This is a genomic window from Bariatricus sp. TF06-38A (assembly GCF_027690675.1).
Lineage (GTDB): Bacteria > Bacillota > Clostridia > Lachnospirales > Lachnospiraceae > Allocoprococcus > Allocoprococcus comes.
On record NZ_JAQFCE010000003.1, the window covers coordinates 104,511 to 129,094 of the forward strand.

General features: G+C 49.7%; 31 protein-coding genes. 4 read left to right on the forward strand and 27 right to left on the reverse strand.

Features of this window, described 5'->3' with window-relative positions:
• Positions 1 to 77: 77 nt before the first annotated feature.
• Together PG418_RS04305 and PG418_RS04310 are read left to right on the forward strand one after the other, a co-directional pair.
• Positions 78 to 1,199 (forward strand): glycosyltransferase family 4 protein, encoded by a 1,122-nt coding sequence (locus PG418_RS04305; RefSeq protein WP_498837108.1) that lies wholly within the window; start codon positions 78 to 80, stop codon positions 1,197 to 1,199.
• 301 nt (positions 1,200 to 1,500) lie between these two features.
• The gene (locus PG418_RS04310; RefSeq protein WP_498837109.1) at positions 1,501 to 2,571 is read left to right on the forward strand and encodes an acyltransferase family protein; all 1,071 of its coding nucleotides are present in this window, start codon (positions 1,501 to 1,503) and stop codon (positions 2,569 to 2,571) included.
• 63 nt (positions 2,572 to 2,634) lie between these two features.
• Here the strand turns inward: PG418_RS04310 and PG418_RS04315 are convergent, their stop codons facing one another.
• The 11 genes from PG418_RS04315 to PG418_RS04365 all read right to left on the reverse strand — a co-directional run bounded on the left by PG418_RS04315 (position 2,635) and on the right by PG418_RS04365 (position 11,055).
• A complete protein-coding gene (locus PG418_RS04315) occupies positions 2,635 to 4,143 on the reverse strand; it encodes a recombinase family protein (protein WP_118653084.1) in 1,509 nt (502 codons plus the stop codon).
• 89 nt (positions 4,144 to 4,232) lie between these two features.
• Positions 4,233 to 4,409 carry a hypothetical protein gene (locus PG418_RS04320; protein ID WP_165483719.1) on the reverse strand — a complete coding sequence of 59 codons (177 nt, stop codon included), beginning with the start codon at positions 4,407 to 4,409 and terminating at the stop codon, positions 4,233 to 4,235.
• A 133-nt stretch (positions 4,410 to 4,542) separates the two neighbouring features.
• Positions 4,543 to 4,746, reverse strand: coding sequence for a hypothetical protein (locus tag PG418_RS04325; protein ID WP_044927990.1), 204 nt, complete (start codon positions 4,744 to 4,746; stop codon positions 4,543 to 4,545).
• A gap of 507 nt (positions 4,747 to 5,253) precedes the next feature.
• Entirely contained in the window at positions 5,254 to 5,676 is a 423-nt protein-coding gene (locus PG418_RS04330) for an RNA polymerase sigma factor (protein ID WP_182457315.1), read from the reverse strand.
• 439 nt (positions 5,677 to 6,115) lie between these two features.
• The gene (locus PG418_RS04335) at positions 6,116 to 6,577 is read right to left on the reverse strand and encodes a hypothetical protein (RefSeq protein WP_118626713.1); all 462 of its coding nucleotides are present in this window, start codon (positions 6,575 to 6,577) and stop codon (positions 6,116 to 6,118) included.
• Positions 6,578 to 6,582: 5 nt separating this feature from the next.
• The gene (locus PG418_RS04340; protein WP_118626710.1) at positions 6,583 to 7,398 is read right to left on the reverse strand and encodes an ABC transporter permease; all 816 of its coding nucleotides are present in this window, start codon (positions 7,396 to 7,398) and stop codon (positions 6,583 to 6,585) included.
• A 12-nt stretch (positions 7,399 to 7,410) separates the two neighbouring features.
• A complete protein-coding gene (locus PG418_RS04345; protein WP_118626711.1) occupies positions 7,411 to 8,205 on the reverse strand; it encodes an ABC transporter permease in 795 nt (264 codons plus the stop codon).
• Positions 8,198 to 9,124: an ABC transporter ATP-binding protein gene (locus tag PG418_RS04350; protein ID WP_007860248.1), complete on the reverse strand. Its 927-nt coding sequence runs from the start codon at positions 9,122 to 9,124 to the stop codon at positions 8,198 to 8,200. Before PG418_RS04350 ends, PG418_RS04345 begins: the two co-directional genes overlap by 8 nt.
• Positions 9,125 to 9,258: 134 nt before the next feature.
• On the reverse strand, positions 9,259 to 10,176 hold the full coding sequence (locus PG418_RS04355; RefSeq protein ID WP_118626712.1) for a sensor histidine kinase: 918 nt from the start codon (positions 10,174 to 10,176) through the stop codon (positions 9,259 to 9,261).
• A 5-nt stretch (positions 10,177 to 10,181) separates the two neighbouring features.
• Positions 10,182 to 10,874 carry a response regulator transcription factor gene (locus PG418_RS04360; protein WP_117802754.1) on the reverse strand — a complete coding sequence of 231 codons (693 nt, stop codon included), beginning with the start codon at positions 10,872 to 10,874 and terminating at the stop codon, positions 10,182 to 10,184.
• Positions 10,867 to 11,055 (reverse strand): helix-turn-helix domain-containing protein, encoded by a 189-nt coding sequence (locus PG418_RS04365; protein ID WP_097780854.1) that lies wholly within the window; start codon positions 11,053 to 11,055, stop codon positions 10,867 to 10,869. The genes PG418_RS04360 and PG418_RS04365 overlap by 8 nt, the downstream gene beginning before the upstream one ends.
• Before the next feature lie 153 nt (positions 11,056 to 11,208).
• Between PG418_RS04365 and PG418_RS04370 the strand changes: the two genes are divergently transcribed.
• The gene (locus PG418_RS04370) at positions 11,209 to 11,568 is read left to right on the forward strand and encodes a helix-turn-helix transcriptional regulator (RefSeq protein WP_036626676.1); all 360 of its coding nucleotides are present in this window, start codon (positions 11,209 to 11,211) and stop codon (positions 11,566 to 11,568) included.
• Between the two features lie 169 nt (positions 11,569 to 11,737).
• Here PG418_RS04370 and PG418_RS04375 read toward each other — a convergent pair whose 3' ends face one another.
• The gene (locus tag PG418_RS04375; RefSeq protein WP_118653080.1) at positions 11,738 to 13,153 is read right to left on the reverse strand and encodes a relaxase/mobilization nuclease domain-containing protein; all 1,416 of its coding nucleotides are present in this window, start codon (positions 13,151 to 13,153) and stop codon (positions 11,738 to 11,740) included.
• A gap of 79 nt (positions 13,154 to 13,232) precedes the next feature.
• Entirely contained in the window at positions 13,233 to 13,523 is a 291-nt protein-coding gene (locus PG418_RS04380; RefSeq protein ID WP_005927606.1) for a CD1845 family protein, read from the reverse strand.
• A 188-nt stretch (positions 13,524 to 13,711) separates the two neighbouring features.
• On the opposite strand from PG418_RS04380, the gene PG418_RS04385 reads away from it, so the two are divergent.
• Positions 13,712 to 14,539 (forward strand): hypothetical protein, encoded by an 828-nt coding sequence (locus tag PG418_RS04385; RefSeq protein WP_015553877.1) that lies wholly within the window; start codon positions 13,712 to 13,714, stop codon positions 14,537 to 14,539.
• Between the two features lie 47 nt (positions 14,540 to 14,586).
• Here the strand turns inward: PG418_RS04385 and PG418_RS04390 are convergent, their stop codons facing one another.
• From PG418_RS04390 to PG418_RS04455, 14 genes are all read right to left on the reverse strand, one after another.
• Positions 14,587 to 14,928, reverse strand: a complete 342-nt coding sequence (locus PG418_RS04390; RefSeq protein WP_012741672.1) for a plasmid mobilization protein — start codon at positions 14,926 to 14,928, stop codon at positions 14,587 to 14,589.
• Positions 14,928 to 15,110: a DUF4316 domain-containing protein gene (locus PG418_RS04395; RefSeq protein WP_003500078.1), complete on the reverse strand. Its 183-nt coding sequence runs from the start codon at positions 15,108 to 15,110 to the stop codon at positions 14,928 to 14,930. Before PG418_RS04395 ends, PG418_RS04390 begins: the two co-directional genes overlap by 1 nt.
• Positions 15,111 to 15,122: 12 nt before the next feature.
• A complete protein-coding gene (locus tag PG418_RS04400) occupies positions 15,123 to 15,713 on the reverse strand; it encodes a defense against restriction DarA-related protein (protein ID WP_243101484.1) in 591 nt (196 codons plus the stop codon).
• Between the two features lie 132 nt (positions 15,714 to 15,845).
• Complete coding sequence (locus PG418_RS04405) at positions 15,846 to 16,247, reverse strand: cysteine-rich VLP domain-containing protein (RefSeq protein ID WP_025543447.1); 402 nt, start codon at positions 16,245 to 16,247, stop codon at positions 15,846 to 15,848.
• Positions 16,248 to 16,439: a hypothetical protein gene (locus tag PG418_RS04410; RefSeq protein WP_025543446.1), complete on the reverse strand. Its 192-nt coding sequence runs from the start codon at positions 16,437 to 16,439 to the stop codon at positions 16,248 to 16,250. It lies immediately after the preceding gene.
• 2 nt (positions 16,440 to 16,441) lie between these two features.
• The gene (locus PG418_RS04415) at positions 16,442 to 17,089 is read right to left on the reverse strand and encodes a DUF4366 domain-containing protein (RefSeq protein WP_118653076.1); all 648 of its coding nucleotides are present in this window, start codon (positions 17,087 to 17,089) and stop codon (positions 16,442 to 16,444) included.
• Entirely contained in the window at positions 17,076 to 17,342 is a 267-nt protein-coding gene (locus tag PG418_RS04420; protein ID WP_005927622.1) for a DUF4315 family protein, read from the reverse strand. The genes PG418_RS04415 and PG418_RS04420 overlap by 14 nt, the downstream gene beginning before the upstream one ends.
• Positions 17,343 to 17,364: 22 nt before the next feature.
• Positions 17,365 to 19,032: a C40 family peptidase gene (locus tag PG418_RS04425; RefSeq protein WP_118653074.1), complete on the reverse strand. Its 1,668-nt coding sequence runs from the start codon at positions 19,030 to 19,032 to the stop codon at positions 17,365 to 17,367.
• Between the two features lie 279 nt (positions 19,033 to 19,311).
• Positions 19,312 to 21,741 (reverse strand): VirB4-like conjugal transfer ATPase, CD1110 family, encoded by a 2,430-nt coding sequence (locus PG418_RS04430; protein ID WP_498837110.1) that lies wholly within the window; start codon positions 21,739 to 21,741, stop codon positions 19,312 to 19,314.
• Complete coding sequence (locus PG418_RS04435) at positions 21,659 to 22,045, reverse strand: PrgI family protein (protein WP_003500106.1); 387 nt, start codon at positions 22,043 to 22,045, stop codon at positions 21,659 to 21,661. The genes PG418_RS04430 and PG418_RS04435 overlap by 83 nt, the downstream gene beginning before the upstream one ends.
• A gap of 44 nt (positions 22,046 to 22,089) precedes the next feature.
• Entirely contained in the window at positions 22,090 to 22,743 is a 654-nt protein-coding gene (locus tag PG418_RS04440) for a DUF7007 domain-containing protein (RefSeq protein WP_118278676.1), read from the reverse strand.
• Between the two features lie 9 nt (positions 22,744 to 22,752).
• Positions 22,753 to 23,394 (reverse strand): septation protein SpoVG family protein, encoded by a 642-nt coding sequence (locus PG418_RS04445; RefSeq protein WP_158579726.1) that lies wholly within the window; start codon positions 23,392 to 23,394, stop codon positions 22,753 to 22,755.
• A 42-nt stretch (positions 23,395 to 23,436) separates the two neighbouring features.
• Positions 23,437 to 24,303, reverse strand: a complete 867-nt coding sequence (locus PG418_RS04450; protein ID WP_117762130.1) for a VirB6/TrbL-like conjugal transfer protein, CD1112 family — start codon at positions 24,301 to 24,303, stop codon at positions 23,437 to 23,439.
• A 40-nt stretch (positions 24,304 to 24,343) separates the two neighbouring features.
• Entirely contained in the window at positions 24,344 to 24,559 is a 216-nt protein-coding gene (locus PG418_RS04455) for a Maff2 family mobile element protein (protein WP_016306504.1), read from the reverse strand.
• Positions 24,560 to 24,584: the final 25 nt, after the last annotated feature.

The following is a 24,584-nucleotide window of genomic DNA, read 5'->3' on the forward strand; positions in this document are numbered from 1 at the left end:
AGAGTGCAGAAATGTCTACTCAACAAAAGTACATAGATATAAAGGAGCAGAGGGGACAATATTGGTTGGAGAACATTATGAAAGATAAATTTGCAGTGTCCATGTTCGGACAAAAAAGACTGTCCCGTGAGGGCGGGATAGAGATTGTTGTAAAAGAACTGTGCACCAGAATGGCACGAGATGGATGTCGGGTTACCTGTTACAACAGATCTGGTCATCACGTGAGTGGTGCAGAGTATGACAATAAAATTGAATATGATGGAATCCGACAGAAATTTGTTCCAACTATTGAAGGAAAAGGTCTTGCAGCGGTGAGTTCCTCTTTCTTTGCGGCTCTGTACAGTGCTTTTGGAAAATATGATGTGGTACATATCCATGCAGAAGGTCCAGCTTTTTTTTCATGGATTCCAAAGATGTTTGGAAAGAGGGTTGTGGTTACCATTCATGGTATAGACTGGAAACGGGAAAAATGGAAGTCAGGATTTGGCTCTAAATTCATCCGTCAGGGTGAAAAGAATGCTGTAAAATATGCAGATGAAATCATCGTTTTGAGTAAAGGTGTTCAGGATTATTTCAGAGATACCTATGGCAGGGAGACTCACTTTATTCCCAACGGTGTGAATCGACCAGAGATTAAAGAAGCAAAATTCATAACAGAAAAATTTGGTCTAACAAAGGATTCCTACATATTGTTTCTTGGTCGTTTGGTGCCGGAAAAGGGCATTCGATATCTGGTTGAGGTGTTTAAAGACATCAAAACAGATAAAAAATTGGTTATTGCTGGTGGCTCTAGCGATACGGATTCTTTTATGGTGGAATTGAAAGAGCTGGCAAAGGATGATAATAGAATCATTTTTACCGGATTTGTTCAGGGGCAGATGCTTGATGAATTATATAGCAATGCGTATATTTACACATTACCTTCTGATCTGGAGGGAATGCCATTAAGTCTGCTGGAAGCTATGAGTTATGGCAATTGCTGTTTGGTTTCTGATATTCCAGAGTGCGCAGAGGTTGTGGAAGATAAGGCATTGATTTTCAAAAAGTCGGATGTAGAGGACTTGCGAGAAAAACTGCAAGAGGCCTGTGACTATCCTGAAATGGTTATGAAAATGAAGAAGCAGGCAGCTGACTTTATCTGCGAGAAATATAACTGGGATGAAGTTGTAAAGGAAACGATGAAACTGTACAGGAGATAATAATAGACGAGAGTATTGATAATAAATAATCTCCTCTAACCGAACGCAGGTGGTGAGATGTACATAGTGAAAATGCTTGGAAAATAGCGTATTTACGGCATTTCTTGAGAGATGGGTAGAGCTGCGAGGGCGGTTTTTATCTCGCTACCTAGGTTCAGTAACAGCAGATGAAATTATCATAAGAACTTTCAGTATCACTATCTGCGTTTGTATGGAGCACTCTGGTTTATGAACAACACATTGGAAGTGCTTCATCTGAATGGAGGTAGTGAAATAGAACATAGAATAAGGAGAAATATGAATGGGACAAGCGAAAAGAATTGAATGGGTGGATATAGTTAAATACGTCTGTATCATCATGGTAATGCTTTCTCATCTTGAAACACGAACTGAGATTTGGAGTGCGTTTTACACACCATTTTTTTTGTCTGCTTTTTTCTTTGCCGCAGGGTATGTGTATAAACCGAATAGCAGTTTTGGAGCTTTTTTAGATAAAAAAATTCAGCAATTATTTGTGCCGTGGCTAGTATTCAGTGTTTTTGACATTTTTCTTTCACAGATAATTACATTCAACGAACATGATAACCTGCTTGAAGAATTGAAGTGGAATTTCCTTCAGATTAGAGGTCAAGGCGATCAGATTTGGTTTGTTGCAGCCTTATTTGTTACTTTTATTCCGTTCTATTTTTTTGTTCGGTTTTATGAATCTAAACCTCAAAAAATAAATGGGGGGGGGTACTGCAATAAGTGTGTGGTAGCAATTGCGTTAGCATGGCTTCTTTCACTTTCTAGTATTCTATACACACGACTGGTACCAGCTGATATCTTTCCTTGGAATACTACCTCACTGCCGTGGCATATTGAGTATATGTTCCAAGCTATGTTTTATATGGTACTGGGATATATGTTCCGCCATAATATGGAAGCTGAGTTTGATAAATACAATACTCTTAAACTTAGAATAGTAGCTTTGCTAGTATATCTGGTTTTGGTATTTGTTCCGTTCTTCGGCAAAGTAAAGATGCCAATGGTAGGGGATATTCTCTATCATTATCTTACGGTCGTTGTTGGAATTGCTACATTGATTTTAATTGCAAAGGAGATTAAAGCTAACAGGTATATTAATTATGTGGGACAGAATACATTGATTTATTTTGCTTTGCACGGAAAAGCTCTTAGTGTTATTCAGACATTATTAAAAAAGTTTGCGGTAGGCTTCTACTCGACGGTTTTAAATAATGTGGCACTTTCGTCAGTGTTCTGCTTGGGACTGTCACTTGTTCTGTCAGTTATTCTGATAGTTCCTACATACATTATAAACAGGTGGTTTCCTTTTATCGTAGGAAGGAAAAGTATAAAAATAGAAAAGTAAACATCGGTGTACAAGGGGTACAAACGAGATAAAATAGAAATGAGGGGCGATAGAGCGGAAATATCAGATTTTCCACTCTATCTGAACACGGTCGCTGGTGGCCTTGATTGTAGAGATCAAACCATCGGCGGCTTTTCTTTTGTCGTCAAAATCTATGCTGTCCCAGTTGTCGAGATAATAGGATAACTTCTTTATCTGCTGGGGAGATATGGTTTCAACGCTCAATTCAGCGATTGCCTTTGAAATGGTCTGGCGTCGGGTGTCCAGTTCTTCAATTTTTTTGTTAGCGTAGGCAAGCAAGGTCGCATTGGCTCCGGTCAGCGTATCCAGCAGCTTTTCAATTTCTGCCTCCACCTGTGCCAGCTCCACTTGATAGGCGGTCAGTTTCGGATTGACTTTTTCCTCCCTGCCGTGGAGTATCTGAAAATCTTTGAACTTTTCCTGCATGGTCGAGAAAATGAATTGCTCAAATTCTTCTTTGCGGATTTTCCCGCAGCCCGGACAGCCTTTGTTTTCCGTCCGTTTGGTACAGCGGAAATAGCCGGTGCTGTTTGGTACATGGGTGGCTTTCAGAGCATACCCACAATGCCCGCATTTGATTTTTCCGGCCAGCCAAGTGTTCTTCGGTTTCCGTCCCTGCTGGAAGGTGGTATTTTCCATAAGTTTTTTCCGGCATTTCAGCCATGTGTCAGAGGAAATGAGTGCTTCATGGGGAGCGATAACAAGTATCTGGTCTTTTAAGCACCTGTCCTTGTCCTCTTTCACATCCCGCCCCTGATAGAGATAGCAGCCGTTTGTTCCGGCAAAGTCAGAAGCGTCATTGACAATCGCTGCACCCTGACTCTTGAAAAATTCGTACAGCTCCAAATCGGCCTGTGCGTAAACGGGGTTTCTTAAAAGCTGGGAAAGAAATGTACGGAACATGGATTTTCCATAAATTTTTATGTCATGTTCCTCGAAGTATCGGGTAATATCTCCGAAGGAGGTTTCCGGTTCAGCGTACATTTCAAACATCAGCCGAACATGGTCGGCGGCTACGGGGTCGGCAACCATTTTCTTTGTGCGGATACCCTCTACCACAGTAGGCTCTAACTGATAACCGTATGGCGCCTGCCCGCTCATGTGAAAGCCTTTCAAGCAACGGGAATAGTAGGCGTCCGTGACGCGCTTCTGGATTGTCTCACGTTCAAGCTGGGCGAATACAATGCAGATATTCAGCATGGCCCGGCCCATCGGGGTCGAAGTATCAAACTTTTCCGTGGATGATACAAACTCCACATCGTACTCTTGAAACAGCTCCATCATCGTTGCAAAGTCCAGAATAGAGCGGCTTATACGGTCCAGCTTGTACACGATGACCCGCCGGACCTTTCCTTTGCGGATCTCGCCCAGCAGCTTTTGAAACTCCGGTCTGTCCGTATTCTTACCGGAATAGCCTTTGTCCTTAAATACCCGGCAGCTCCCGCCTTTCAATTCATACTTGCAAAAGTCGATCTGACTTTCAATGCTGATACTGTCCTTGCGGTCTACTGACTGTCTTGCGTAAATACAATCTTCTCTGATAAATTCCATATTGGGCTCCTTTCCTTGCTGGAATGGAGCTACCAACCTTACAACTATATTATACCATCAGCAGCCCCGGACAACAATGTTGCGAATGATTAGGGAAATCTGTCTCCATATTTGCGGAACACCTCATAAAGACAACGCTCAATTTCTTTTTTGCGCTGTGCTTTCTCCTTCGGGGGAAGTACCGGCGTGAGGCTTTCCAGCACAATGATCTTCCCTTGAAATGCGACAGACTTTGTTTCTCGTTCATAAGTGACAGCTTGCGTCATTGAAAACCTCCTTTGCGAAAGTGCGTGTATATGCCTGCCTTTCCCACTTGTCCCGTGGGGAAATGTCAAAAGACGGCACCCAGCAGGTGCCGCCCTTTGAGCTTTCTCCACTTCGGGTCGATGTGACCCGAGGTCAGTAAGGACTGGAATGGTACTTTTCTTTGGCGTCCTCCACGCTGTTGAGGTCAAATACTTCATAAAGCTGCCCCACAACACGCCGTATATCTTTCTTTGAAAATCCGCAGTCCTCCATTGCCATAATGACATAACCACGGCAGGCGTCATTGCTCCATTCGTCCGGTTCCAAGCCGGGGATCATTCCAAACGCATTTCCCATAAAGTGCTCCTTTTTTGAAAAGATGGGGAGCCACGCCGGATCGGTTGGCCTATCATCAGACAGCATTGCCGGGGGCTCCCCATAGGTTTTCATTTCATTTCAGACACACCGGACGGACATAGGCTTCATGCCCCATAGTATTTCAACTCTCCCCATTCTGATGGCAAGGCGTTCTCATTGCCTGCGACGGCTCACGGCTTGCAAGGCCGCTTCAACGCTCGGACTGTGACTAAACGCAAGTATCCGGGTTCTGCGCCTGTTCCGGTGGAGTCAGCCTTGCCCCACCTATGGCATGGACCTGTTCGCTCGCTCAGTTTTACAAAGACTGTATTCTTTGAAATCCGAGGTCATGGCGGGTCTGTCACACAGCGCGTTCCCCTTCGTATCCGGGTGTCTTTTTATTCAATTTTCAATCTGCATGAGGCTTGTCTGAACCTCTGGCCATTGTGACCCGAAGTGTTTTGCCTCTCATAAACCATTTCATTTTCCGGCCTAAATCGGTACGCCTTACAAAGAATTTTTCAAAATTTTTTCTAAGCGCCGCAGACCTCGCTCGATTGCGACACGAACCACTTTTTCATGGACGCCCTCTGCCCGGGCAATGTCCTGTTTGGTCATGCCGAGAATGAAATGAGCGTAAATCCGTTTTGCCTGTTTGTCCGGCAGACTGGCAATCGCTGCGTGAAGCTCCTGCATGGTCACTTTCCGTTCATACAGTTCATGGGGAGATAAGGCAACAAAGACAGCTTCATGCTCCAGTCCGTCATTCCGATCAAGGGAATAGTAGGCTTTGTGGCGGTATGTACGCAGCCGGTAGGCAGCCTCTCTACGATCAAACTCTTTGAACATTTCTGCAACTTCTTCCGATACTTCCATGAAGCAATCCGATGTATAGAATGGGTAATAGTCCCGCAAATTGATAATAGCCATATTGACCTCCGTTTCGGTTGTTAGTTGACGAGTGACCGAAACGAAGGCGGCGGGGAGCGACACAGGGGAATGACTTCGGGCCAACATGGCCCGAAGCGGCCCCATAAGAACGCAAAAGCGCCCGGGCGGCATGAAGCCACACGGACGCATGAAGTTACATATTCATTTATGTGTTGTCTAATTTCATATTCATAACCAGACTGTCCCGGAGGGGGAGCTACGCTTTTTTTAACTGGTGCAGATCATGGATACTGCGAAAAAGAGAAAAGGACACGGCAAAATAACCTCCCATCGGCTACCGTGTCCCTGCAAGTCGTCATTGGTTTGTGTAGACGCAAAGAAACGGCGGCTCTGAAAATCAAAGCCGCCGCTTCATAGGCGCGTGAAAATGTGTCTGCTCTACGACGGCTTTTTTCTTTTGCCGTCGTCCGGCAGAATGTTATTCAATATTTAATTCAATGCTTCCTGTGAAATTCTCACATTCAATGCCGATATAATTTCCACCATCAGGAAGTGTAATTGTGTCACTATAAGTTCCGGTTGCTTCAATCAAAGTGACTGCTTCATCAGATCCAGAAATCCAGAATACTTTTGCAGTACCTTCCGTAATCTCCAAGGTGCAATCAATGGATAGCTCCTTACCGGATTCTCTCTTTATGGAAGTTCCTCCGAACAAATACTCTGTATCTGAAAAATCCTCATAGTTGGCTGTATAGCTTCCTGTATAATCATCAATTCCTTTTTCTTTCGTACCTTGTAAGGATGAATTTCCGGTAAGCGCTATGGAACCAGCAGACTGAACAATATTGTTATACTGATCGAGAAATTCGTCTTTTGTACAACCTGAAAGCACAGAAGCACCCAATAGTATCAGGCATAATGATAAAACTATTTTCTTCACAGCTATCACCTTCCTTTCCTGCGTACAGCACGCTTTCCTTTTCCCTTGGCATTTGCCTGTTTACGGGATTTCATTTCTTTTTTGTTACTGGACATCAGTAACAACAGCACAGCCCAGAGACCCATGATGCCAACCCCAATGACCGCCAACAAGGGGGTTGCGGATGTGGTTGTTCCGGCATATTCACTCATGTCAAATCCCACTAAAATCAGCGCAGCAGAGAACGGATAGATGCTGGCAAGGATACCACTTTTGAAAAACAACATGCTGTATCCAAGGAAGAACGCCAGAATGGAACCGCCCAGATATGCCCCTCGGATCTGCCCAAAAATCAGGATCAGCGGCATACAGACCAAATAGGTCGTCAGAGCCGCTAACACGATCTGCGTACCTCCATGAAAAAACACTTCCGCTGTCAGTCCCGATAATCCAACCGTCAATCCAGTAATCAAGGTAATGCCAACGCTGTATATTCCCAGCAGAACTGCAAGCATACCGACTAAAAGTAACTTAGCTCCCAACATTTTCGGCATAGAAACAGGAATTGTCATGATGTTTTTCAGTGTATCATGAGTGGATTCTCTGTCTATAAGCCATCCTCCGATCATTACCAGTGAAATTGGAAGGAATATCTGAGTGTTTCCCCAAACAACATTTTCAAATAGTGCAGAAAAATCATAATTTGGATTTCGGTACTCTGCCTCCATAATCAACTGACTTCCATACTGAACCAAAGGACAGAGTGCAAGCGCCACCAGCCCTACCAAAAGAATCTGGCACCGGCGCAGTTTCAGTAATTCCGATTTTAATAAGTTCCACATAGTCACACCCCCTTAGATTTCCTGTCGCCGGTAAACAAATGCAATCAGCGCAAGAAATACAATGGCTTCCACAATAATCACACCGAATACCTGAACACCATTCAGAAAATACGGACTGACCCGTTCCAACAAATCTGCTAACTCCGCACTGGTCTGGCTTTGGTCATAAAATTGGAATGTCCAGCGGAAGGCCAGCGGCCCCGGAAACAGGGTTCCTATGTTCAAACCAAAAGGCTGTGTGAGAAACATATCGTTCGTGGAAAGGATAGAATTCGCAATCGTATAGAAAAAGGTAATCACGACAGACACGATATAGTTTTTATTAAGAAGAACAACGAGCAGAATACAGGGAAGTGCGCCCACCCACATAATCAGCCCTTCTTCAATTCCAACGCCAAACAAGGTCCAAAACCCAACCGGTTCCCAACCCTGAAACAACAAAACCACAAGATTTACCAATCCTCCAACTGCCATAAAGCCAACGGCAAACAACAGTAAAACCAGCATCTTGGACAGCACCAGCTTGGTTCTATTTACCGGTACGGTAACAAGGTTTTTCAGTGTGTCATTATCAAGTTCCTCAAACAACAGATTCGAAGCCAGTATCACAAGAAGCGGCATCAAAAGCAAATATGCACTAAGCTGGAATAGGCTGGACATCACTCCATTTACAGCATCCACATCAGTGTTTACATCTGCCAGAAAGAAAGCATAAGCCAATGGCATAAAAACAGAAAGCAGTAGGGAAATAAATACCAATGGCTTCCGTTTTAATTTCAAAAATTCGCATTTGATTAGTTTAAGCAATTCCTTCTCCCCCTGTCACACGCTTGAAGTAATCTTCAAGACTTTCTTCACAAGTATGCGCCTCCGATACCTCCAATCCGTTTTCTACAAAGGCAGTTACAATTTTCCCCACAGGCAGATCAAGGTTGTGCAGGCGCAGATTGTGGTCGTCCTGTATGGAGAAATGGTTTTCATGGAAATTGCGTTCCAAAATTCTTGCCGCCTGTGCAGTATCAGAGAGCGTAAAACGGATATGCTTACTGCTTTTTTGCTCCAGCTCAGCAAGGCTTTCTTCTTCCAGCAACGCGCCGTGGTCGATAATTCCAATATCGTCAGCCAGCAAAGAAATCTCCGAAAGAATGTGACTGGAAATCAAAATAGTTTTTCCTCTTGCGTCGCAAAGCTCCCGAATAAAGGAGCGTACTTCTGCAATACCGATGGGATCGAGGCCGTTGATCGGCTCATCCAAAATCAAAAGCTCCGGATCGTGCATAACGGCAAGGGCGATGGCAAGCCGCTGCTTCATACCAAGAGAATACTGTGAAAAGAGCTTTTTATCTTTGTAGGGCAGTCCTACCAGATCCAGAGCATCTTTGATAGCATGATTGTTTGGTACGCCCCGCAGAGTAGCAAAGATACGCAGGTTCTCTGTGCCGGTCAGATTGGGATAAAAACCAGGGGACTCAATCAAACTGCCAATGCGGGGCAGCAACTTCTTTTCATTTCCTTGCAAAGACTTTCCCCAGATTTTGACCTCACCGGAAGTAGGCTTCGTTAAACCCAACAGCATTTTCATGGTAGTGGTTTTTCCGGCTCCGTTTCTACCCAACAGACCATAAATTCTCCCACGCTTGACATGGATATTTAAGTCAGCCACACTCTTTTGTGAGCCGTATTGCTTCGTCAGATTTTTTGTTTCAATGATATAATTTGTATCCATATTCAAAACCTCCTGTTCTGTAAGGTATTCTATCATGCCAACCTTGCATTAACCTTGCCGCAACCTTGCATTAACCTTGCAATTTGAAATCCAGTAAAATGACAAAGGCTCCCGCCATAAAGACGGGAACCCGCTTAACTCTCCAAAGGAAAAAGCAACATAAATTCAGTTCCTTTTCCCGGCAAACTTTCAACTGTTATACTCCCACCCATCTTTTCTACAAGCTGATGGACAATAGAAAGACCAAGTCCGCTGCCTTTTTCGGAGCGTCCTTTATCACACTTATAAAGCCGTTCAAATATGTGTTTCAAATCTTCCTTCTCAATTCCCACTCCATTATCCGCCAGCAGCAGCTTCATGTTATTTTCCTTCTTTGATAGGACAATTTTGATTTTGTCTGCATGGCTGTGAGCAATTACATTTTGAATGAGATTGTTGACGATCCTCATATAGCTGTCCATATCCAATCTTACCCGGACAGGCTGTTCGGGAATATCAATGTCATAATCAACCTGTTTATCCTCAAAAATCGGTATCCAGTCAATCAGGATATTTCTTGTCAGCTCTGCGGCCTCAACGCTCTGGATTTCTAAAGCAAACTCGTTGGAATTTAACTTGAACCAGTCAAAGAGCACATCAATATATTCTTTCAGATCATGGGCTTTCCGGCGGGCGGTTTCAATATAATCATCCCGGTCTTTTCCTGTGACCAGTCCTTTGTGTGCAGCGTCAAGATACCCAATCAGAGTAGTAAGGGGCGTTCGCACGTCATGGGAAAGGCTCGTCATAAGTTGGCGGTTGGTTTCTTCTGTCTGCCGTACAGTTGAAAGTCTGCTTTCATAGGCCACAACGATCTCGTTGATTTCATAGGCAAGAGGTGCTGTCAGTTCATTTGTTGCAGATAGAATACGCCGGTTGCCATTTCCGTTTTTCACATCAACCAGCACATCGGTCATTTCTGCTATTTGTTTTTTTACACGCCGAACGAGAACGATGGAAGTCAATACAGCCACAACAGCAATCACAATGGACAAGAATACGATAATTTCCATGCTGACTACACCTCCTTATTAAACCGGTAGCCAATCCCTTTGACCGTTTGTATATACTTTGGGCTTGAAGGATTGACTTCTAATTTTTTACGAAGTCGGCTGATAATCGCCATAATGTTACTGTCATCATAGAAATATTCTTCACCCCATACTTCCTCATAAATCTGCTGTTTGGTCAAAATTTTTCCTTGATGCTTTGCACAGTACAGGAGCAAATCAAATTCCTTTGGCGGAAGTTCAAAAGTGCCGTTTGCCGTCGTAACAGAACGATTTTCAAGGTCAATTTGCAATCCATCAAAATCCAGTTTTTGCACAGCTCCGGCTTGATGATTAAAACGGGTGTAGCGGCGAATGAGGGACGCAATACGGGCAATCAGTTCGTCCATATCAAATGGTTTTGTCAGATAATCGTCCGCCCCGGCTCGTAAGCCCCGTACTTTAGAAATGCTGTCATTTTTAGATGTGAACATCAAAATCGGCAGACTGTTCTCTTTGCGGATTTCTTCCAGCGTTTCAAAGCCATCCATACCAGGCATCATCACATCCAGCACCACAAGCTGATACTCCTGCTCTCTTAATTTTTGTAAGCCCTCTTTTCCGGTATTACAAAAATCAGCTTCTATGTTTTCTGCTTGTACGCTACGTTTAATCAAAGCGCACAGTTCTCTGTCATCATCTATAATCAAAATTTTATTCATGGCGCAGTTCCTTTCCTTGTTTTGTCCGGCCATCAATCGGCTTCTCCACAGTTTTAGGGAGTAGCCAAACACCGGCCATTTTCACAGCGCCGGGGATACGCCCTCCGGCGCAATAATAATTTACCCTACGAGGTGTCACGCCCCACTTTTCGGCGGCCTCTTTCAATGTCATATAGTCCATTTCGCACCTCCACAGGATATATTATAGTTCTCTACCTCGAATAATACAAGTTAGAGCCTACATGGATGCGAAACAAAATACTACTTAATGTAAAATCTCATTACATTCTCATAATTCAACCCGAAATGTAGAATGATATAGGGTGATATGAGAATGAACCAAGATGAAAGAAGGTTTGACTTTCACGGCCTCGGGGCAGCTCTCAAACGAGCCAGAGAAGAAAAGGGCTGGACACAAGCCTATGTTGCGGAATTAGTAGACCGTGACTCCCGTACCATTATGAATATTGAGAACAAAGGTCAGTATCCCAGCTTCGACCTTTTTGTTAAACTCATTACTATGTTTGACGTTTCAGTTGACCAGTTTATTCATGCGGACGGAGGGGCAAGGTCAAGCTCTTGTAGAAAGCACATTGATGTACTTCTAAACTCCATGAATGAAAAAGAGCTTGTCGTGATAGAAGCCACAGCCGAAGGCATTAAGAAAGCCAGGGAAACGGAGGTTCCAGAATAAGGGCCTCTGTTTTTTTGCGTCATTTTAGGGGCTGTCGCTAAGTGGCAAGCAATGCCTCTGTGGCCACAAGTGGCACAAAGGCGGCTTGTTGGGGCTCGCCCCAAACCCGTATCTTCGGGCCAACATGGCCCGAAGTGTCAGCGTCGCTTTGCTCCTTATTTTCATAACCTTAACGCTCCTTTTCCTGCTTTCTTCCCGGCTCGGTGTAGCCCATCAGAGTGTCAATGTTCGCCTTGATCGTGACGATCTCCTGCATATCCCGTCGTGCCTTCTGGTATTCTCCATAGAGCTGTTTTTTCTTTGCTGTGAGCTTGCGGCCTTCCTCCTTCAGCACATCCATTTTAGGGAGCTTCGCCCCGCCCAGCAGAGAGCGCATTTCCGCTTGTGCAGCCCGGTACAGTTCAAGGTCGGCCTCATGCTCCGCAAGGAATTTCCGGCTGTACTTCGTCGCCTTATACTGCTCAAAGACTGGGCGGGTTTTGGCATACTGAACCGTTGCGGCCTTTAGCCCGGCATTGGTTTTCATGGCCTGCTCCGTCTGCTTGACCTGTTCGGAAATAACATGGAAACGGTCTGCCGCCTCGGTGGCTTTCTTCACCAACTGCTCATAATCGGTCAGGTTATTGTCCTGTATATAGGCAAGAGCGGCAGCCATCTGCTTAATGTTAAATACCTTCGCCCAGCGTTCATATCCCGGCCCCTTACCGGCAGCCAGCTTTGCTTGAATATCCACCGCCAGACTGATTTTCCGCTCCGAGCGCCCGGGGCGTTTTTCTTTGCCCTCAATGGCGGACAGAACATCTTGCAAGTCGTAGCCGTCCCCCAGCGTGGAGGCACGCAGACGGGTGAAGCGTTCCTGTCCCTGCCCGGTCAGCCGGAAGCTGATACCGCCGCCCCGAACCGTCTTGACCTCATACCCGGCCCGCTTCATCAAATTGAGAAATTCGTCCAAATCAGCGGGGCGTTCCGCCAACGCAGTATCAATGGCAAGGCGCAGCCTGTCCTGATAGGAAAGCGGCCCTTTCCGGTCTTTCTGCCACTCTCCATAGTTCCGATACTTGCCCTTGCTCCGGGGCTTCGGGTTCTCCACGATGGATAGCCCGTTTTCAAGGCACAGCCTGTCAGAGAGCCGCCGAAGGGCGAAGCTGGAGCCCCAAAAATTTCGGAATTTCCGGGTGCAGTCAAGGGTGGTGGAGTTGTAATAAATGTGACAATGGATGTGCTGCTTATCGGTGTGCGTGGTAACGATAAAAGCGTGCCGCCCCTTTGTCCAGCGCATAGCCAGCTCATAGCCGATACGGTTCGCCTCCTTCGGGGTGATCTCGCCCGGATAGAAGGATTGTCGTATCTGATAGCACAGCACATTATTTTCTTTCTTCTGTTCCCGGCCCGTCATAGCGGCATAGCTGGCCTTTGCCAAAAGGAACTCGTCCGCCACGGTGGCCGGATCACATTCATAAGCGGAGATATACTTTCCGCTTTCTGTTTTCTCCGGGTCCTTGCCATAGTCCAGACAATCCCGGATAGCCTCAGCAATCGTTTCGCCTTCGCCCGCATGGCGCTGTAACAAAGTTGTGGTAGCCAAAAATCATTCCTCCTTTCCATGAGAAAGGGGCGGCCCATTCAGACCGCCCCGACTTCGGGCCAGTATGGCCCGAGGCTGCTTAACTTGCCAGAAACCGGTACAGAGCGGATTTGCCTCCGTCCAGCGCCCAAAGAAGGGAGCCCGCCGCCGCTTGCAGTCCATACGGCGAAAGAAGGAAGGCAAGAAACAGAAATACAATCCCGCCTATGGGCGTCGGCGTGAAAAAGAGAGCGACACCCAGCACCGTCAGGATCACAGAGGCAATCGTCAGCAGGACGGCACAAATATCAAATAGGAACACCAGCAGAGCCGCCAGAAGGGACAACGCTAAAGCAAAGGGAGCAACCAATATTTTCAGCAGTATCTTCATCTTCAAAACCTCCTTTATCTATCCTTCCTACCTCTATTTTATCATGCCTGCCCGGGGACATAAATGTTGCGAAAGATTAGTAAATCCTGTCCTAAAACTTCGGGTCATGCTGGCCCGAAGCTTGATGGTTTTATCTAAAAAGTTATGATATAATGAAATCAATATTTTGGTTAGACGAGGTGATGAACATGGGGAACAGCAGAGACGACTTTACTTCAGCAACAAAGGAATTACTGGCAAATCGGGTTGGTAGAAGATGTAGTAATCCTGCTTGCCGAAAGTTGACTTGTGGGGCAAATACCAATCCTGAAAAAATTACAAATATAGGGGTAGCAGCTCATATCTGTGCAGCGGCTCAAGGCGGTCCACGCTATGACGCTTCTATGACACCCGAAGAAAGAAAGTCGTTTGAAAATGGAATTTGGTTATGCCAGTCTTGTTCTAAATTGATTGATACGGATATTACTCGTTATCCTAAAGAACTGCTACAAAGTTGGAAGCAGCTTGCAGAACAGACAGCAATTTTGGAAGTCGAAACTACTTCTTCCACACCTGCCTTTGAAAAAGATAAAGAGCTTGTCCAATTTTATTTGGAGTGCTTTGATCGTCCAGCCTTTCAAGATGACATTTATCAAGAAGGTCGAATGGAGGATTTTGATAAAGCGATTGAAGATACGCTAATTGCCTTGAATACAGGGGTACTAAGAACTCGTGATGGCTCCATATTAAAACAGGCTGATGGAAAATCTTCTGTCCAAAACTCTTTATGGAGAGAAAAACTCTATACTATCACTGATATGCTAACAGCAATTCGCAGACGATTGAAAATAGCCAAAAAGGAAAAAGCCTATTCGACATATGGCACAGGCGAAGATGTCGCTTATTGTTTCTATGATCGTGAGCTTGCTGAATGGCTTAATTCTACACGAGAAGAAATACTAAAAATTCTATCGTCTATTTGTAAAGAGGCTGGACTTCGGGAATTACATTTTCGGAAACATAGATATAGATGGTAAAAAGAACAAGGCGGCAGGTCCCAACATCGGAACCTGCCGCCCTCGTCTTACTTTGCCACCAGCTCGGAAAGCTCCCGCAGCACCTTTGACACCTCGCCCCACAGTTTTTCATAGTCCCGCTTCAATCCGTCGATTTCCTCCGGGTACACGCCATAGGTATGTGCGTGTATGGCAACCTGATTGAGATTGTTAGAACAGCGCCGTTGCAGAGAGATCAACTCTTTTACAGGTGCAAGGTCGATGTGCAGGATATATCCATTCAGAGCCATTTTCCGCACATAAGCCCCGGCGTTGGAAATGCCCGCCTCAGCCATCCGTTCATGGATGGCTGCCAGCTCGTCCGGCGTTACCATAACGTGCAGATGGACATTCCGCTTGCGGTTCTCCATCAGCGTTCCAACTCCCGGCCTTTCCGGCGCTCTTTGGGCTCCTTTACCTTATCAAGCGGTTTTGCGTCCAACTCCGGGGGCGTGGGTGGGATAGGCGTGTTGTTGGGTACGCCGTCGATCATGTTGCAGTTCTGCTCCGTGGAGAGCTCGGCGGTTTTCAGATAGTTGTCTTTTTCGTGCATGGCGATCCTCCTTTATCGTTCCTCATGGTTTTTATGGCTCCGCTTCTGGCCGGGCTCCTTCGGGGGTTCCTGCCCTCTGGTTCCTTCTTTGAGCCGGGCGGTAATGGATGGGCGCACCCGGTCAGGATTGCCCGGTGCTGGTTTCAGTTCATAATCCTCCATCTGCTTTTCGGTCAGCGGCTTTGCGTAGGTCAGTTCGCCCCATGCCATCAGCCTGCCGTCTGCCACAGGACGCCGCCTGTCGTCATCGTAGTTGACGATGGAAAGAGGCTGGTTATCCGGCGGCTTCGGGTAGGTGCCTATGTCCACGGGTCGCTGGGTGGAATAATAGCGGTAAACGCCCTCCGGTCCCAGCTCGGTATGCTTGACCGCCGCATGGTAAAGCTGCTGATAGTCGTCCACCCGGCGGTCAAAGTCCCTCTGCGCCCACGCCTGACTGGTTCCATAGCGGCCCCAGTAGTAATCCCGATGGCCGTTTTCCCCCTCGGTAAACTGCCAGGTCACAAAGGGGCTCGGCGCTCCCGGATTATGCCCCAGCGCAAAGCTGTGTCCGGTTTCAAAGGTGGCAGCTTTCAAAATCACATATCCTTGTACTGTCTCCAAGAGATCCCTCCTTTCTGTGCCTCGGGTCAACATGACCCGAAGTGCTGGATGTTACGAAATAAGAGGGCAGACCGGGGAGAAATGTAATAAGATATTCCCACCCCGGAAACACCCTCAAAAAAGCCCGGAATGTCAAGCCTTTGGAGGCGACAAATCGTAACAGCCGCCCGGCCTTTTCTCCCGCATTTTCCTCATGCGTTCCCGGCTTTTCCGACGGTTTCCTTCGGCCTTGCAGACGTCGGAGCAGTAGGCTTGACGCCCCTCGGGCAAAAACGCCTTTCCGCAGACCGCACAGGCCCGCAGTTCCGGGGAGATGCCTTCCGTTGTCAGCGCCGCTTGAAGCTCCGGGTCAAGGGGCAGGACAGCCTCACGGAAGTAACGGCAGTACGCCCCTGTCCAGCACTTGTGCAGCATATAACAGGCACAGTCCAGAGGAAGGCACAGGCCGCTTTCCCTGTCATAGTTGGCACACATCCCCGTGACCAGAGAACGGATTTTCTTCTTCTCGTCACGGGTCAGCTCCCGGGCGTCCATTTAAGACTTCGGGCCACAATGGCCCGAAGGGCGGGGCTCCACGATCAGCGCCCGGAATTTCTTCCGGCACTGTTTTTTCTTTCCTTTGCACTCCTTGTAGTAACGGCATCCCTTACAAGGGTTGTCATTGTCCCAGCCAGGGTGCGGTACTTCCTTCATCATTCGTTCAAAAGGGCTGCTTGTAAAATTCATTCTCATTCCTCCGTATCTTCCTCCCACGGCGGGGTATCTTCGTCCTCGGGTTCCTCTGCGATCTCCTCCAGCTCCCCGTCCTCATATTCGCAGTAATCATCTTCCAAATCCGGGGCCTCATGCTTCGGCTTGTAAATCTTGAAATAGTAACCAATCCCACCGCCGGCCAGCACCACCGCACCGATCAGGAGCAGAGAGAGAAGGGGGCTGTCCTTTTTCTCCGGCTCGGGTTCCGGTACTTCCTCCACCGGTTCGGTGGGCTTTGGCTCTGGCTCCGGGGTCACTTCTTTGGGCGGTTCCTTACCCTGTTCGGCAAGAGGCAGAAGGTCGTCTGTGGTAACGGTATTGAGGAAATAGACGTTCTCGCTGGTTTTCTGTTTGTCGATCACCAGATAAAACACGCTCTCGTCTGCTGTGGTGATGGTGTAGAACTCCTTTCCATCCTCGTCGGTGGCGTTGTCCACCACGGTTCCCGTCCCGTCCGGGGTAAAGGGGTTCTGGGTTTCCGGCTCTGCTTCGGTTTCTGCCAGGGAGGGAGCTGTCTCCGGCTGCGGCTCGCTGCTCTGTGCATAAGCCGGGACTGTAAAGATCAGGCAACACAAAAGGCTGGCAGCCATCGCCGCCAGCCTGCGGTATTTAATTTTCTTCATGGGCTGTGTCCTCCTTTTCGGGTGCCTCCGGCTTCGGGTCAGTATGACCCGAAGCGGTAAGGCTGTTTTTGGGGTCGTTCAAAAAAGCCATAAGCTGGGCGGGCGTCAGTTTGAGGGAGCGCACCGCCTGCACGATCTGGCTGTTTTCTTCCTCCTGTTTCTGCTTTTCCAGCTCCCGGATTTTGGCCTGCCACTCGGCAGCCTTCTCCCGGGCTTTTTCCAGTTCCTTATCGAGCTTGTCGATCTTGTTCATGCAAGGACTCCTTTCCTCTGGCTCACAAACGCCCGAAGGCATAGAAATGTGTCTGCCAGTAGCTTGAATTGATGTTTGCGTATTGGATGGGCGAACCACAATGAAGCATCATCCCGTCGCCCACATAAATCCCCACATGGGACACAGGGCCGGGGCTGTCATAGGTTCCCGTGAAAAAGATAATATCGCCGGGCTTTGCCTCGGAGGGGGAAATGATAGCACACTGGTTGTAAATGCCCTGCGCCGTGGTACGGGGCAGGTTGTGGACGCCGCTGGCCGTGTACACCCAGCAGACAAAGCCCGAACAGTCAAAGGAGGTGGACGGGCTGGAGCCGCCCCACACATAGGGCCAGCCGATGTACTTTGTGGCTTCTTCCATGAGCGCCGCAAAAGCCGGGTCATCCAGCGCCTCGCCGGGTATCTCATAGCTGGGGCCGGTATCTTCGCCGCCGTTGTAAATCCCTTCCCACAGATAGGGTTTGTTGCCTTTGAGCTGCTGCATAACGGTGTAGATTTCCCGCTGCTGTTCGTTAAGCCTCGGCAGGATCACGGCGGGCAGCGTCTTGTTTGTGAGGGTCACATTGAGAATGTAATACTCATAGGGGACTTCCTCGGTGGTGGTTTCCCCGGTCTCCGGGTCGGTGCTGGTTTCGGTGCGGTAGCGTATCTCGACTTTCTCCGTCAAGGTCAGCTCATACTGTGCCTCGAAGATCTCCCGCAGTTCGTCCTGCACCTGTTCCCGGAAATACACATGGTACTTTGCCGAGAGATAGGACGCCAGCTCATAGGGGTTATGGCCGATCTCGTCCACGGAATAGCGGTACTCGTCATAGCCGGGATGGGTGCTTTCGATGTTCGCTACCGTCTGCGCCAGCTCGTTTTCCAGTGCCGTGTAGTCCTCGTCCACGCCCAGCAGGTCCGTATCCTCCGAGGCGTAGGAGGTGCCGGATAACGCATTGGCAAGGCCGCTGCCAAGCGTGGGAAAGATAGAGCTTACCGCCGACACAAGAAAACAGAGCAGCAACAGCAGGAGCAGGACCAGCACCGCCACGGGATGACGGGTCACAAACTGCGCCGCCCGACGGGTCGCAGTTCCCGAAGCGGCAGCGGTTTTCTTTGCGGCCTTTGCGCCCTGTTTTGCAGCCGCCTTTGCTTCTTTGGAATACCGGCGTTTCAGTTTCCATTTCTGCTGCACACGGGAAAGCGGATTGCTGGCAAGTTCCGGGTGCTCGGAGGCCATCTTTTGAAAATCCACATTGGCCCGGGCTTTTATGTCCTTCCGTTCCCACTTTGCCACCTTCCGGGCTGGGTGTTCCCGCCAGCGGCGTTTGGCATAGCGGGTCAGTTTCCGGGCTCCGGCCTCTGCGGCCAGCTCGGATTTATGCGCTCCTTCCACGCCCACATTTTCATGTTCGACTTCGTTGATTTTGTTGTGGAGATAAAACCATGCCTCGGTGCGGGCTCCCCGGACAGCTTTCTTTGCAAGCCCCGGTGGCTTCTGCGCCGCCCGTTTCGCCTCGACCTTATCCAGCTTCTCCCGGGCCTTTCCCAGCTTTTCCCCGGCGCGCTCCGCTTTTGCCTGTGCTTTCTGGTACTTGTCCTTTTTGCTCCCGGCCTTCTCGGCGGAGCCCTCCGGCTCCTGTGCCTTGCCGGTATCCTGCGGCCCGCCCGCTTCATCTTCCTGCCTCATGCGGTCAGAGGGACGGCTTTTCCGGCTGTCCTCTTGAAACTTACCGCTTTTGGACTTCGGGCCATTGTGGCCCGAAGGACTGTCCTGCCCGGTATCCTCGTCCTTAAACCGCAGGCGTCGGGATGGTGCGGGGGAAGACCCTTCCCGTTCAGCCGGTCCGGGGCGATTGCTCCCGGTATCCTCCGTCGGCCCCGGCCTTTGAAAATTCCGTTTATCCGGTTTCTTTCCGATGATGTATCCTTCCTTTCCAAACCTCGGGCCATCATGGCCCGAAGTGCGTTATGCCCGGTTCATTTCCTGTTTTTTGTCCTCCGGGCGGGTGGTCATAATGGCGTACAGCTCGGTATTCTGCGGGAAGCGGTCAACAAACGGGATGGTGGTGTTCCCGAAGAACAGCAGCCCTTCGCCGGAATTGGTATGGGTCACATAGGAAAGCTGATGGGGGCTGATCCCAAGCTGTTTGGCTAAAATCTGCCGGTCCCCCTGTGCCTGCGAGAGAAGCACAAGGAAGTCCGAGTTTTCAAAGATGTTCTCGATCTCCGGGCTTGCCAGAAAATCCTTCACGTTCTGCGTTAAAGCACTGGGAACGCACCCTTTTTTTCGCAGCATTTTCCAGATCGCCACACAATAGCTTGCCGTCAGACGGTCACGGAGCAGCACATGAAATTCGTCGAAGTAGCACCATGTAGCGATACCGCGCAGGAAATTCATGGACACCTGCGAGTTTACCAAGTCCTGCATAATGAGCATGGCAATCGTCCGAAGCCCGGCCCCCAGCTTTTTTAAGTCAAGGCATACCAGACGGCGGTTTAAGTCCACATTGGTTTCATGGTTGAACACGTTAAGGGAACCCGACACATAGATTTCAAGGGCAGTTGCCAGCCGTACCGCCTCGCCCTCCGGCTGGGAACAGAGCAGGTCATACAGGGTTTGGAGGGTCGGCATTTTGCTTGTTTCCGGGTCCTGCAAATGTTCCCGGTACATCTGGCGTACACAGCGGTCAATGACGGTCCGCTCCACCGGCTGCAAGCCATCCTTGCCGCCAACGATCAGCTCCATCAGCGACAGGATAAAGTCGGCTTTCAGCGCCATCGGGTTTTCCTCGTCAAAGCTCAGGTCAATGTCCATCGGGTTGATGTGGTGGGGGCTGTCCGGGGCGATCTCGATGACCTGTCCGCCCAGCCGCTTGATAAGGGGCGAGTATTCGCCCATCGGGTCCACCACAATGATCCGGTCACGGGTGGCAAGGAACACGTTCACAAGCTCCCGCTTTGCGGCAAAGGATTTGCCGGAGCCCGGCACGCCGAGGAACAGGCCGTTGGGGTTTTTGAGATTTTTCCGGTTTGCCATGATGACGTTATGGGAAAGTGCGTTGAGCCCGTAATAGACGGCTTCGCCATCCATGCGGAGCTCCTGCGTCATAAAGGGAACGAAAATGGCCGTGGAGCTGGTCGTCATGCCGCGCTTGATCTCAATGCCGTTATGGCCCAGCGGAAGGCTGGAAAGAAAACCATCCTCCTGCTGGAAGTCCAGCCGCTTCAAGGTGCAGTTGTATTTCTGGACGATACCCGACACCGTGAACAGGTCATTGTCCAGCTCCCGGCGGGTCGGGGCCATGTTTACCACAAGGAAGGTCAGAAGGAACATTCGCTCATTCCGGCTCTGTAAATCTTCCAAGAGGGTCTTTGCGTCGTTGCTGTACGTTACAAGGTCGGGTGGAAGTATGTCCATGTCGTACCCTGACCGGGCTGCCTTCTTTTGTTCCTCCACCTTCATCTTGTCAATGTCGGAGACTTTGGCCTTGATGGATTTTACGGCGGCGGCCTGATCGACGGTTTGGATATGGAGAGTGATGGTCATTTCCGCATCCATTTCCAAAAGCTCCGCCAGCAGCTTGTCCGAGAGCTCCGAGGCCAAAATCTGCAAGTAGGAGGCAGCGCCCCAAGTCGTCCCCACCCGGAACAGACGGCTGAAACGGAAGTCGAAGCTGTCCGGGGCGATAAAGTCTTTGGTGGAAAGCCCGGTTTTGGGGATCATATCCCATGAAAACCGGAAGGGGGAGCCGCTGCCAGGGTGGAGCTGCCCGTGAAGAAGCTCCAGCCGTTCCAGCCCCGAAAGGGAGCGGCACTTGACGCCCAGCTTTTTGAAGTTCCCGCAAATGTCCGCCTCTACACGTTCCAGCCTTGACCTGGCGGTGGGAAGGTCGTCCACGTTCACGCCGAAGGTCAGGAGCTTTGTGCGGACAATGCCGTTGTTGCTTTTGGCGATCTGGTTTTCCAGCATTTCCACATACTCACACCGGACGCTGTTGTAATCATCGTCCTGCATGGGGATGTTCACGCTGTACCGGCTGCCCGGGCGGCTCCGGTGGTTGAGGAAGGAAAGCTGGAACGGAAGGCTGCTGTCAAAGTAGTTGAGGCAGGCGCTCCACCCGTCAAAGATGGCTGCCTGATCTTCGGACTGTGCGAGCTGGTAGTTGATGTCCTCGTATTCAATGGTTTTGGTGTAATAGCGGTCCGCTACCCGGCACACCCCGTCCCGGTACATTTCCCGGTAAGGGAGGGTCTGCTGGGCGGTGGTGGGAATGTTCTTTCCTTTCGTGAACAGGCCGGTAAGGCCCTGCTTTTCAGGCTTTCTGCCTGCGGGCTTTCCGGCCCTTCTGCTGTTTCGCAATCGGCTGCGCCTCCTTTCTGGCGCTAAGCAGCGCATAGAAGTTTTCGGTTTTGTAAGGCCGCACACGGGGATAGAGGAACCGGGTGCGGATGATGTTTTTCAGCACTTTTTCCAGCGGCAGACCGTCTCGTTCATACATAGCCAGAAAGAAGAACGGGAGCATGAGGCCGATCATCAGGAACATGGCGGCACTGTTCCCGATACTGCCACGGGAAAACAGGTAGGCCGGGAGGCCCACCGCCGCTGCGCTGGAAAAACAAACAAGCTGGCGCTTCGTTAGGTTGAAGGCCAGCTTTGTCTTGATTTTGGAAAGGTCTTTTGGTACTGGCACATAGGCCATTTTGGTACACCTCCTTTATTGCTTCGGGCCAGCATGGCCCGAGGTTATCTTGCGGCCTCTTTGGCCGGGGCTGTGCTGCGGGCAGCTTCGGCGGCCTCTCGTCCGCTCTGCCTTGCCCGCCAGTATTCGGGGTGATACTGCCGGATGGACTGATTGAGTTTTTCTTCAAACTGTCCTTTGTCCTTAATGCGGTCAGGGATGTTCCACAGTTTTTTGTCCAGCAGTTCCCGGAGCACCACACTTTCCTGTGCGTCCTCCTCATAGCAGATATAGCCCTTATCCTTGAAGCCGCACTTTTTCGCCGCCGGGGAGAGGACGGCGGCTACCTCGTTTGCCACCATCGTTCCGCCGTGGCTGGCGGTAGATACCAGAAACACCCCCGGACAGAGGGTTTCACAGCTTTGCACCTCGCCCCATGGGGAGCTTTTCGGCGCATGGAACATTCCGCCCGTCCGGCTCCGGTCCGCCTGCATGAGTGCTGCCTTTTCTAAGATGACTTTCAGTTCCGGGGAAAAATAGGCATATTCCCGAAGGACACGGGCGGCGTCCCCGCCGCAGGCGTTCATCAACAGGGTATAGGCGTCGCTGTCCGCTTTAGTACAGCGGCCCAGCAGTTTTCCGTCATAGTAGCAGGCCGCGTCATAGCCCGTCCGTTTGCGTGGCATGGTTCCCGCCTCCTTTCTGCTTCGGGCCAGCATGGCCCGAGATCAACGCTCTGCGCTGCGGCTGGATTTTTCCTTCGGAGGCCGTTCTGCCTTTGCCTGTTCGGCAGCCGCTTTCCCGGCTTTGAGCTGGTCGCTGATAGACGCACGCCCCACAGAGCCGCGCTCCGCCATCTGTTCCAGCTTTGCCTCATAGGCTTGCAGAACAGCGGTATTGAGCTGTTCTCGGAACTCCTTTGTGACAGGGTAGGCCATATCCCGGTAGCCGCCTTTGCCGTCCGGCTGGCTGGGCATCCCAAGAAAGAGGCCCTTGCTGCCCTGTACGATTTTCAGATTTTCCACCACAAAGCAGTCATTGAATTTCACGCTGGCAAAGCCCATCAGATTTTTCACAGGTTCGATGACCCGCACGCTTACATCCAGCTTCAACGGTGCGGTCGGGGTGGTGTTTGCAACCTTTTCCTGCATGGTTTCCTCCTTTCCGGCGGGAACAAGGTTCCCGTCCTTGTAGTCATAGCCTTCCGCCCGGAGTGCCGCCAGCGTGTCCGCCGATACGCACCCGGACAGTTTCAGATCGGTTTCCACCATAAAGCGCATGGTGTCTGCTTTAGAAAATTCTTCGGGGAGCTTTCCGTAGAAAGCCGGGTGCGGCTGTCCGTCCGCACCCTGTTTGTAACGCCGGGGCATACCGCCTCCTTTCCGCTTCGGGTCAGCATGGCCCGAAGTCTCTTAATGGCAGCCGAAGATGGATTTTGCAAGGCTGCCCGTTTTGAACAGGGTAAAACACAGCAACACCGTATATCCCACGCATCCCCAGATCGCCCCGATGGGGTCGCCGTCGGCGGCGATACTCTGGATCAGCACCGCATAGATGGCAACACAGACTAAGATCAACAGACCTTGAAAGCCCACCGCAAAGAGGGAGCGGAAATAGTTCTGCCCCATATGTCCGGTTTCCCTGTTGGGGACGGTGGCAAACGGGATAGGCGCTAAACTTGTGAGTAAATAAATTTCAATCATACGGCCATATACGATGACGAAGATCACGATGTTTAAGGCAATCATGGTAAGCTGGATCAGGAAGGATTGTAGCCAGAGTCCGAACAGAGGGCCTAACTCCATCGCCTCAAGCTCTGTCCGCAGACTGTCCAGCACATCCGGCGTGATTTCTGTCCCGTTCTGGATAATGCCCGCTGACTGCTGGATCACATGCTGGCTCACATCAAAGACCGCCAGCACGATATTGAAGGTATTCGTCAGGATCATCACAGCCACAAAGGTTTTGAACACCCACTTAAAAAACATCCATGTGTCAACTTCATGGAGGTTGTTGCGTTCTATGAGCATCTGTATCAGTTCATAGGTCATGACAAAAGTGAGGATGACCCCGGCGATTGGCAGAATGGCAGTTTCGGAGATCTGTCGTATCATGGAAAAGACCCCGGCGTTCCAGTCCGCCGGGGTCGTGCCTACCTGTGTGGCGATCTCGCCAACGCTCTGATTGACGTTATCGAAAAGGCCGTCCAGATTTCCCATGATACCATCGACGAGCAGACCTTTCAGCCATTCAACGATTGCGTCGATGATAAAGTCCATACATCAGCTCCTTTTCTGGAAAAGGGACAACGGGTGACACTTAGCTGAACAGGCCGGACAGCAGAGGGATAAGCTGAAGGCCGATCAGAACAACACCGCCGCCGGCCATAAGCTGCTTAATGCCCTGTGATTTTGCCGCAGGGTTATCCGACCCGTAACCTTCCAGAAGGTTGATGACGCCCCATACCGCCAGACCGGCGCCAAGAGCCATGACCAGAATTTTGAGAATGTCGATTGCCTGATTGAAAAATTCCATATACGTTCCTCCATTTTGTTTGTTT

Coding starts and splice junctions, on each gene's coding strand:
- PG418_RS04305 (WP_498837108.1), top strand. CDS start 78: ATGAAAGATAAATTTGCAGTGTCCATGTTCGGACAAAAAAGACTGTCC.
- PG418_RS04445 (WP_158579726.1), bottom strand. CDS start 23,394: ATGCCCCGGCGTTACAAACAGGGTGCGGACGGACAGCCGCACCCGGCT.
- PG418_RS04360 (WP_117802754.1), bottom strand. CDS start 10,874: ATGAATAAAATTTTGATTATAGATGATGACAGAGAACTGTGCGCTTTG.
- PG418_RS04385 (WP_015553877.1), top strand. CDS start 13,712: ATGGGGAACAGCAGAGACGACTTTACTTCAGCAACAAAGGAATTACTG.
- PG418_RS04380 (WP_005927606.1), bottom strand. CDS start 13,523: ATGAAGATACTGCTGAAAATATTGGTTGCTCCCTTTGCTTTAGCGTTG.
- PG418_RS04425 (WP_118653074.1), bottom strand. CDS start 19,032: ATGAGGCAGGAAGATGAAGCGGGCGGGCCGCAGGATACCGGCAAGGCA.
- PG418_RS04355 (WP_118626712.1), bottom strand. CDS start 10,176: ATGGAAATTATCGTATTCTTGTCCATTGTGATTGCTGTTGTGGCTGTA.
- PG418_RS04405 (WP_025543447.1), bottom strand. CDS start 16,247: ATGGACGCCCGGGAGCTGACCCGTGACGAGAAGAAGAAAATCCGTTCT.
- PG418_RS04440 (WP_118278676.1), bottom strand. CDS start 22,743: ATGCTGGCCCGAAGCAGAAAGGAGGCGGGAACCATGCCACGCAAACGG.
- PG418_RS04450 (WP_117762130.1), bottom strand. CDS start 24,303: ATGGACTTTATCATCGACGCAATCGTTGAATGGCTGAAAGGTCTGCTC.
- PG418_RS04420 (WP_005927622.1), bottom strand. CDS start 17,342: ATGAACAAGATCGACAAGCTCGATAAGGAACTGGAAAAAGCCCGGGAG.
- PG418_RS04390 (WP_012741672.1), bottom strand. CDS start 14,928: ATGGAGAACCGCAAGCGGAATGTCCATCTGCACGTTATGGTAACGCCG.
- PG418_RS04455 (WP_016306504.1), bottom strand. CDS start 24,559: ATGGAATTTTTCAATCAGGCAATCGACATTCTCAAAATTCTGGTCATG.
- PG418_RS04310 (WP_498837109.1), top strand. CDS start 1,501: ATGGGACAAGCGAAAAGAATTGAATGGGTGGATATAGTTAAATACGTC.
- PG418_RS04430 (WP_498837110.1), bottom strand. CDS start 21,741: ATGCGCTGCTTAGCGCCAGAAAGGAGGCGCAGCCGATTGCGAAACAGC.
- PG418_RS04415 (WP_118653076.1), bottom strand. CDS start 17,089: ATGAAGAAAATTAAATACCGCAGGCTGGCGGCGATGGCTGCCAGCCTT.
- PG418_RS04340 (WP_118626710.1), bottom strand. CDS start 7,398: ATGTGGAACTTATTAAAATCGGAATTACTGAAACTGCGCCGGTGCCAG.
- PG418_RS04320 (WP_165483719.1), bottom strand. CDS start 4,409: ATGACGCAAGCTGTCACTTATGAACGAGAAACAAAGTCTGTCGCATTT.
- PG418_RS04330 (WP_182457315.1), bottom strand. CDS start 5,676: ATGGCTATTATCAATTTGCGGGACTATTACCCATTCTATACATCGGAT.
- PG418_RS04370 (WP_036626676.1), top strand. CDS start 11,209: ATGAACCAAGATGAAAGAAGGTTTGACTTTCACGGCCTCGGGGCAGCT.
- PG418_RS04365 (WP_097780854.1), bottom strand. CDS start 11,055: ATGGACTATATGACATTGAAAGAGGCCGCCGAAAAGTGGGGCGTGACA.
- PG418_RS04395 (WP_003500078.1), bottom strand. CDS start 15,110: ATGCACGAAAAAGACAACTATCTGAAAACCGCCGAGCTCTCCACGGAG.
- PG418_RS04435 (WP_003500106.1), bottom strand. CDS start 22,045: ATGGCCTATGTGCCAGTACCAAAAGACCTTTCCAAAATCAAGACAAAG.
- PG418_RS04410 (WP_025543446.1), bottom strand. CDS start 16,439: ATGAATTTTACAAGCAGCCCTTTTGAACGAATGATGAAGGAAGTACCG.
- PG418_RS04315 (WP_118653084.1), bottom strand. CDS start 4,143: ATGGAATTTATCAGAGAAGATTGTATTTACGCAAGACAGTCAGTAGAC.
- PG418_RS04325 (WP_044927990.1), bottom strand. CDS start 4,746: ATGGGAAATGCGTTTGGAATGATCCCCGGCTTGGAACCGGACGAATGG.
- PG418_RS04350 (WP_007860248.1), bottom strand. CDS start 9,124: ATGGATACAAATTATATCATTGAAACAAAAAATCTGACGAAGCAATAC.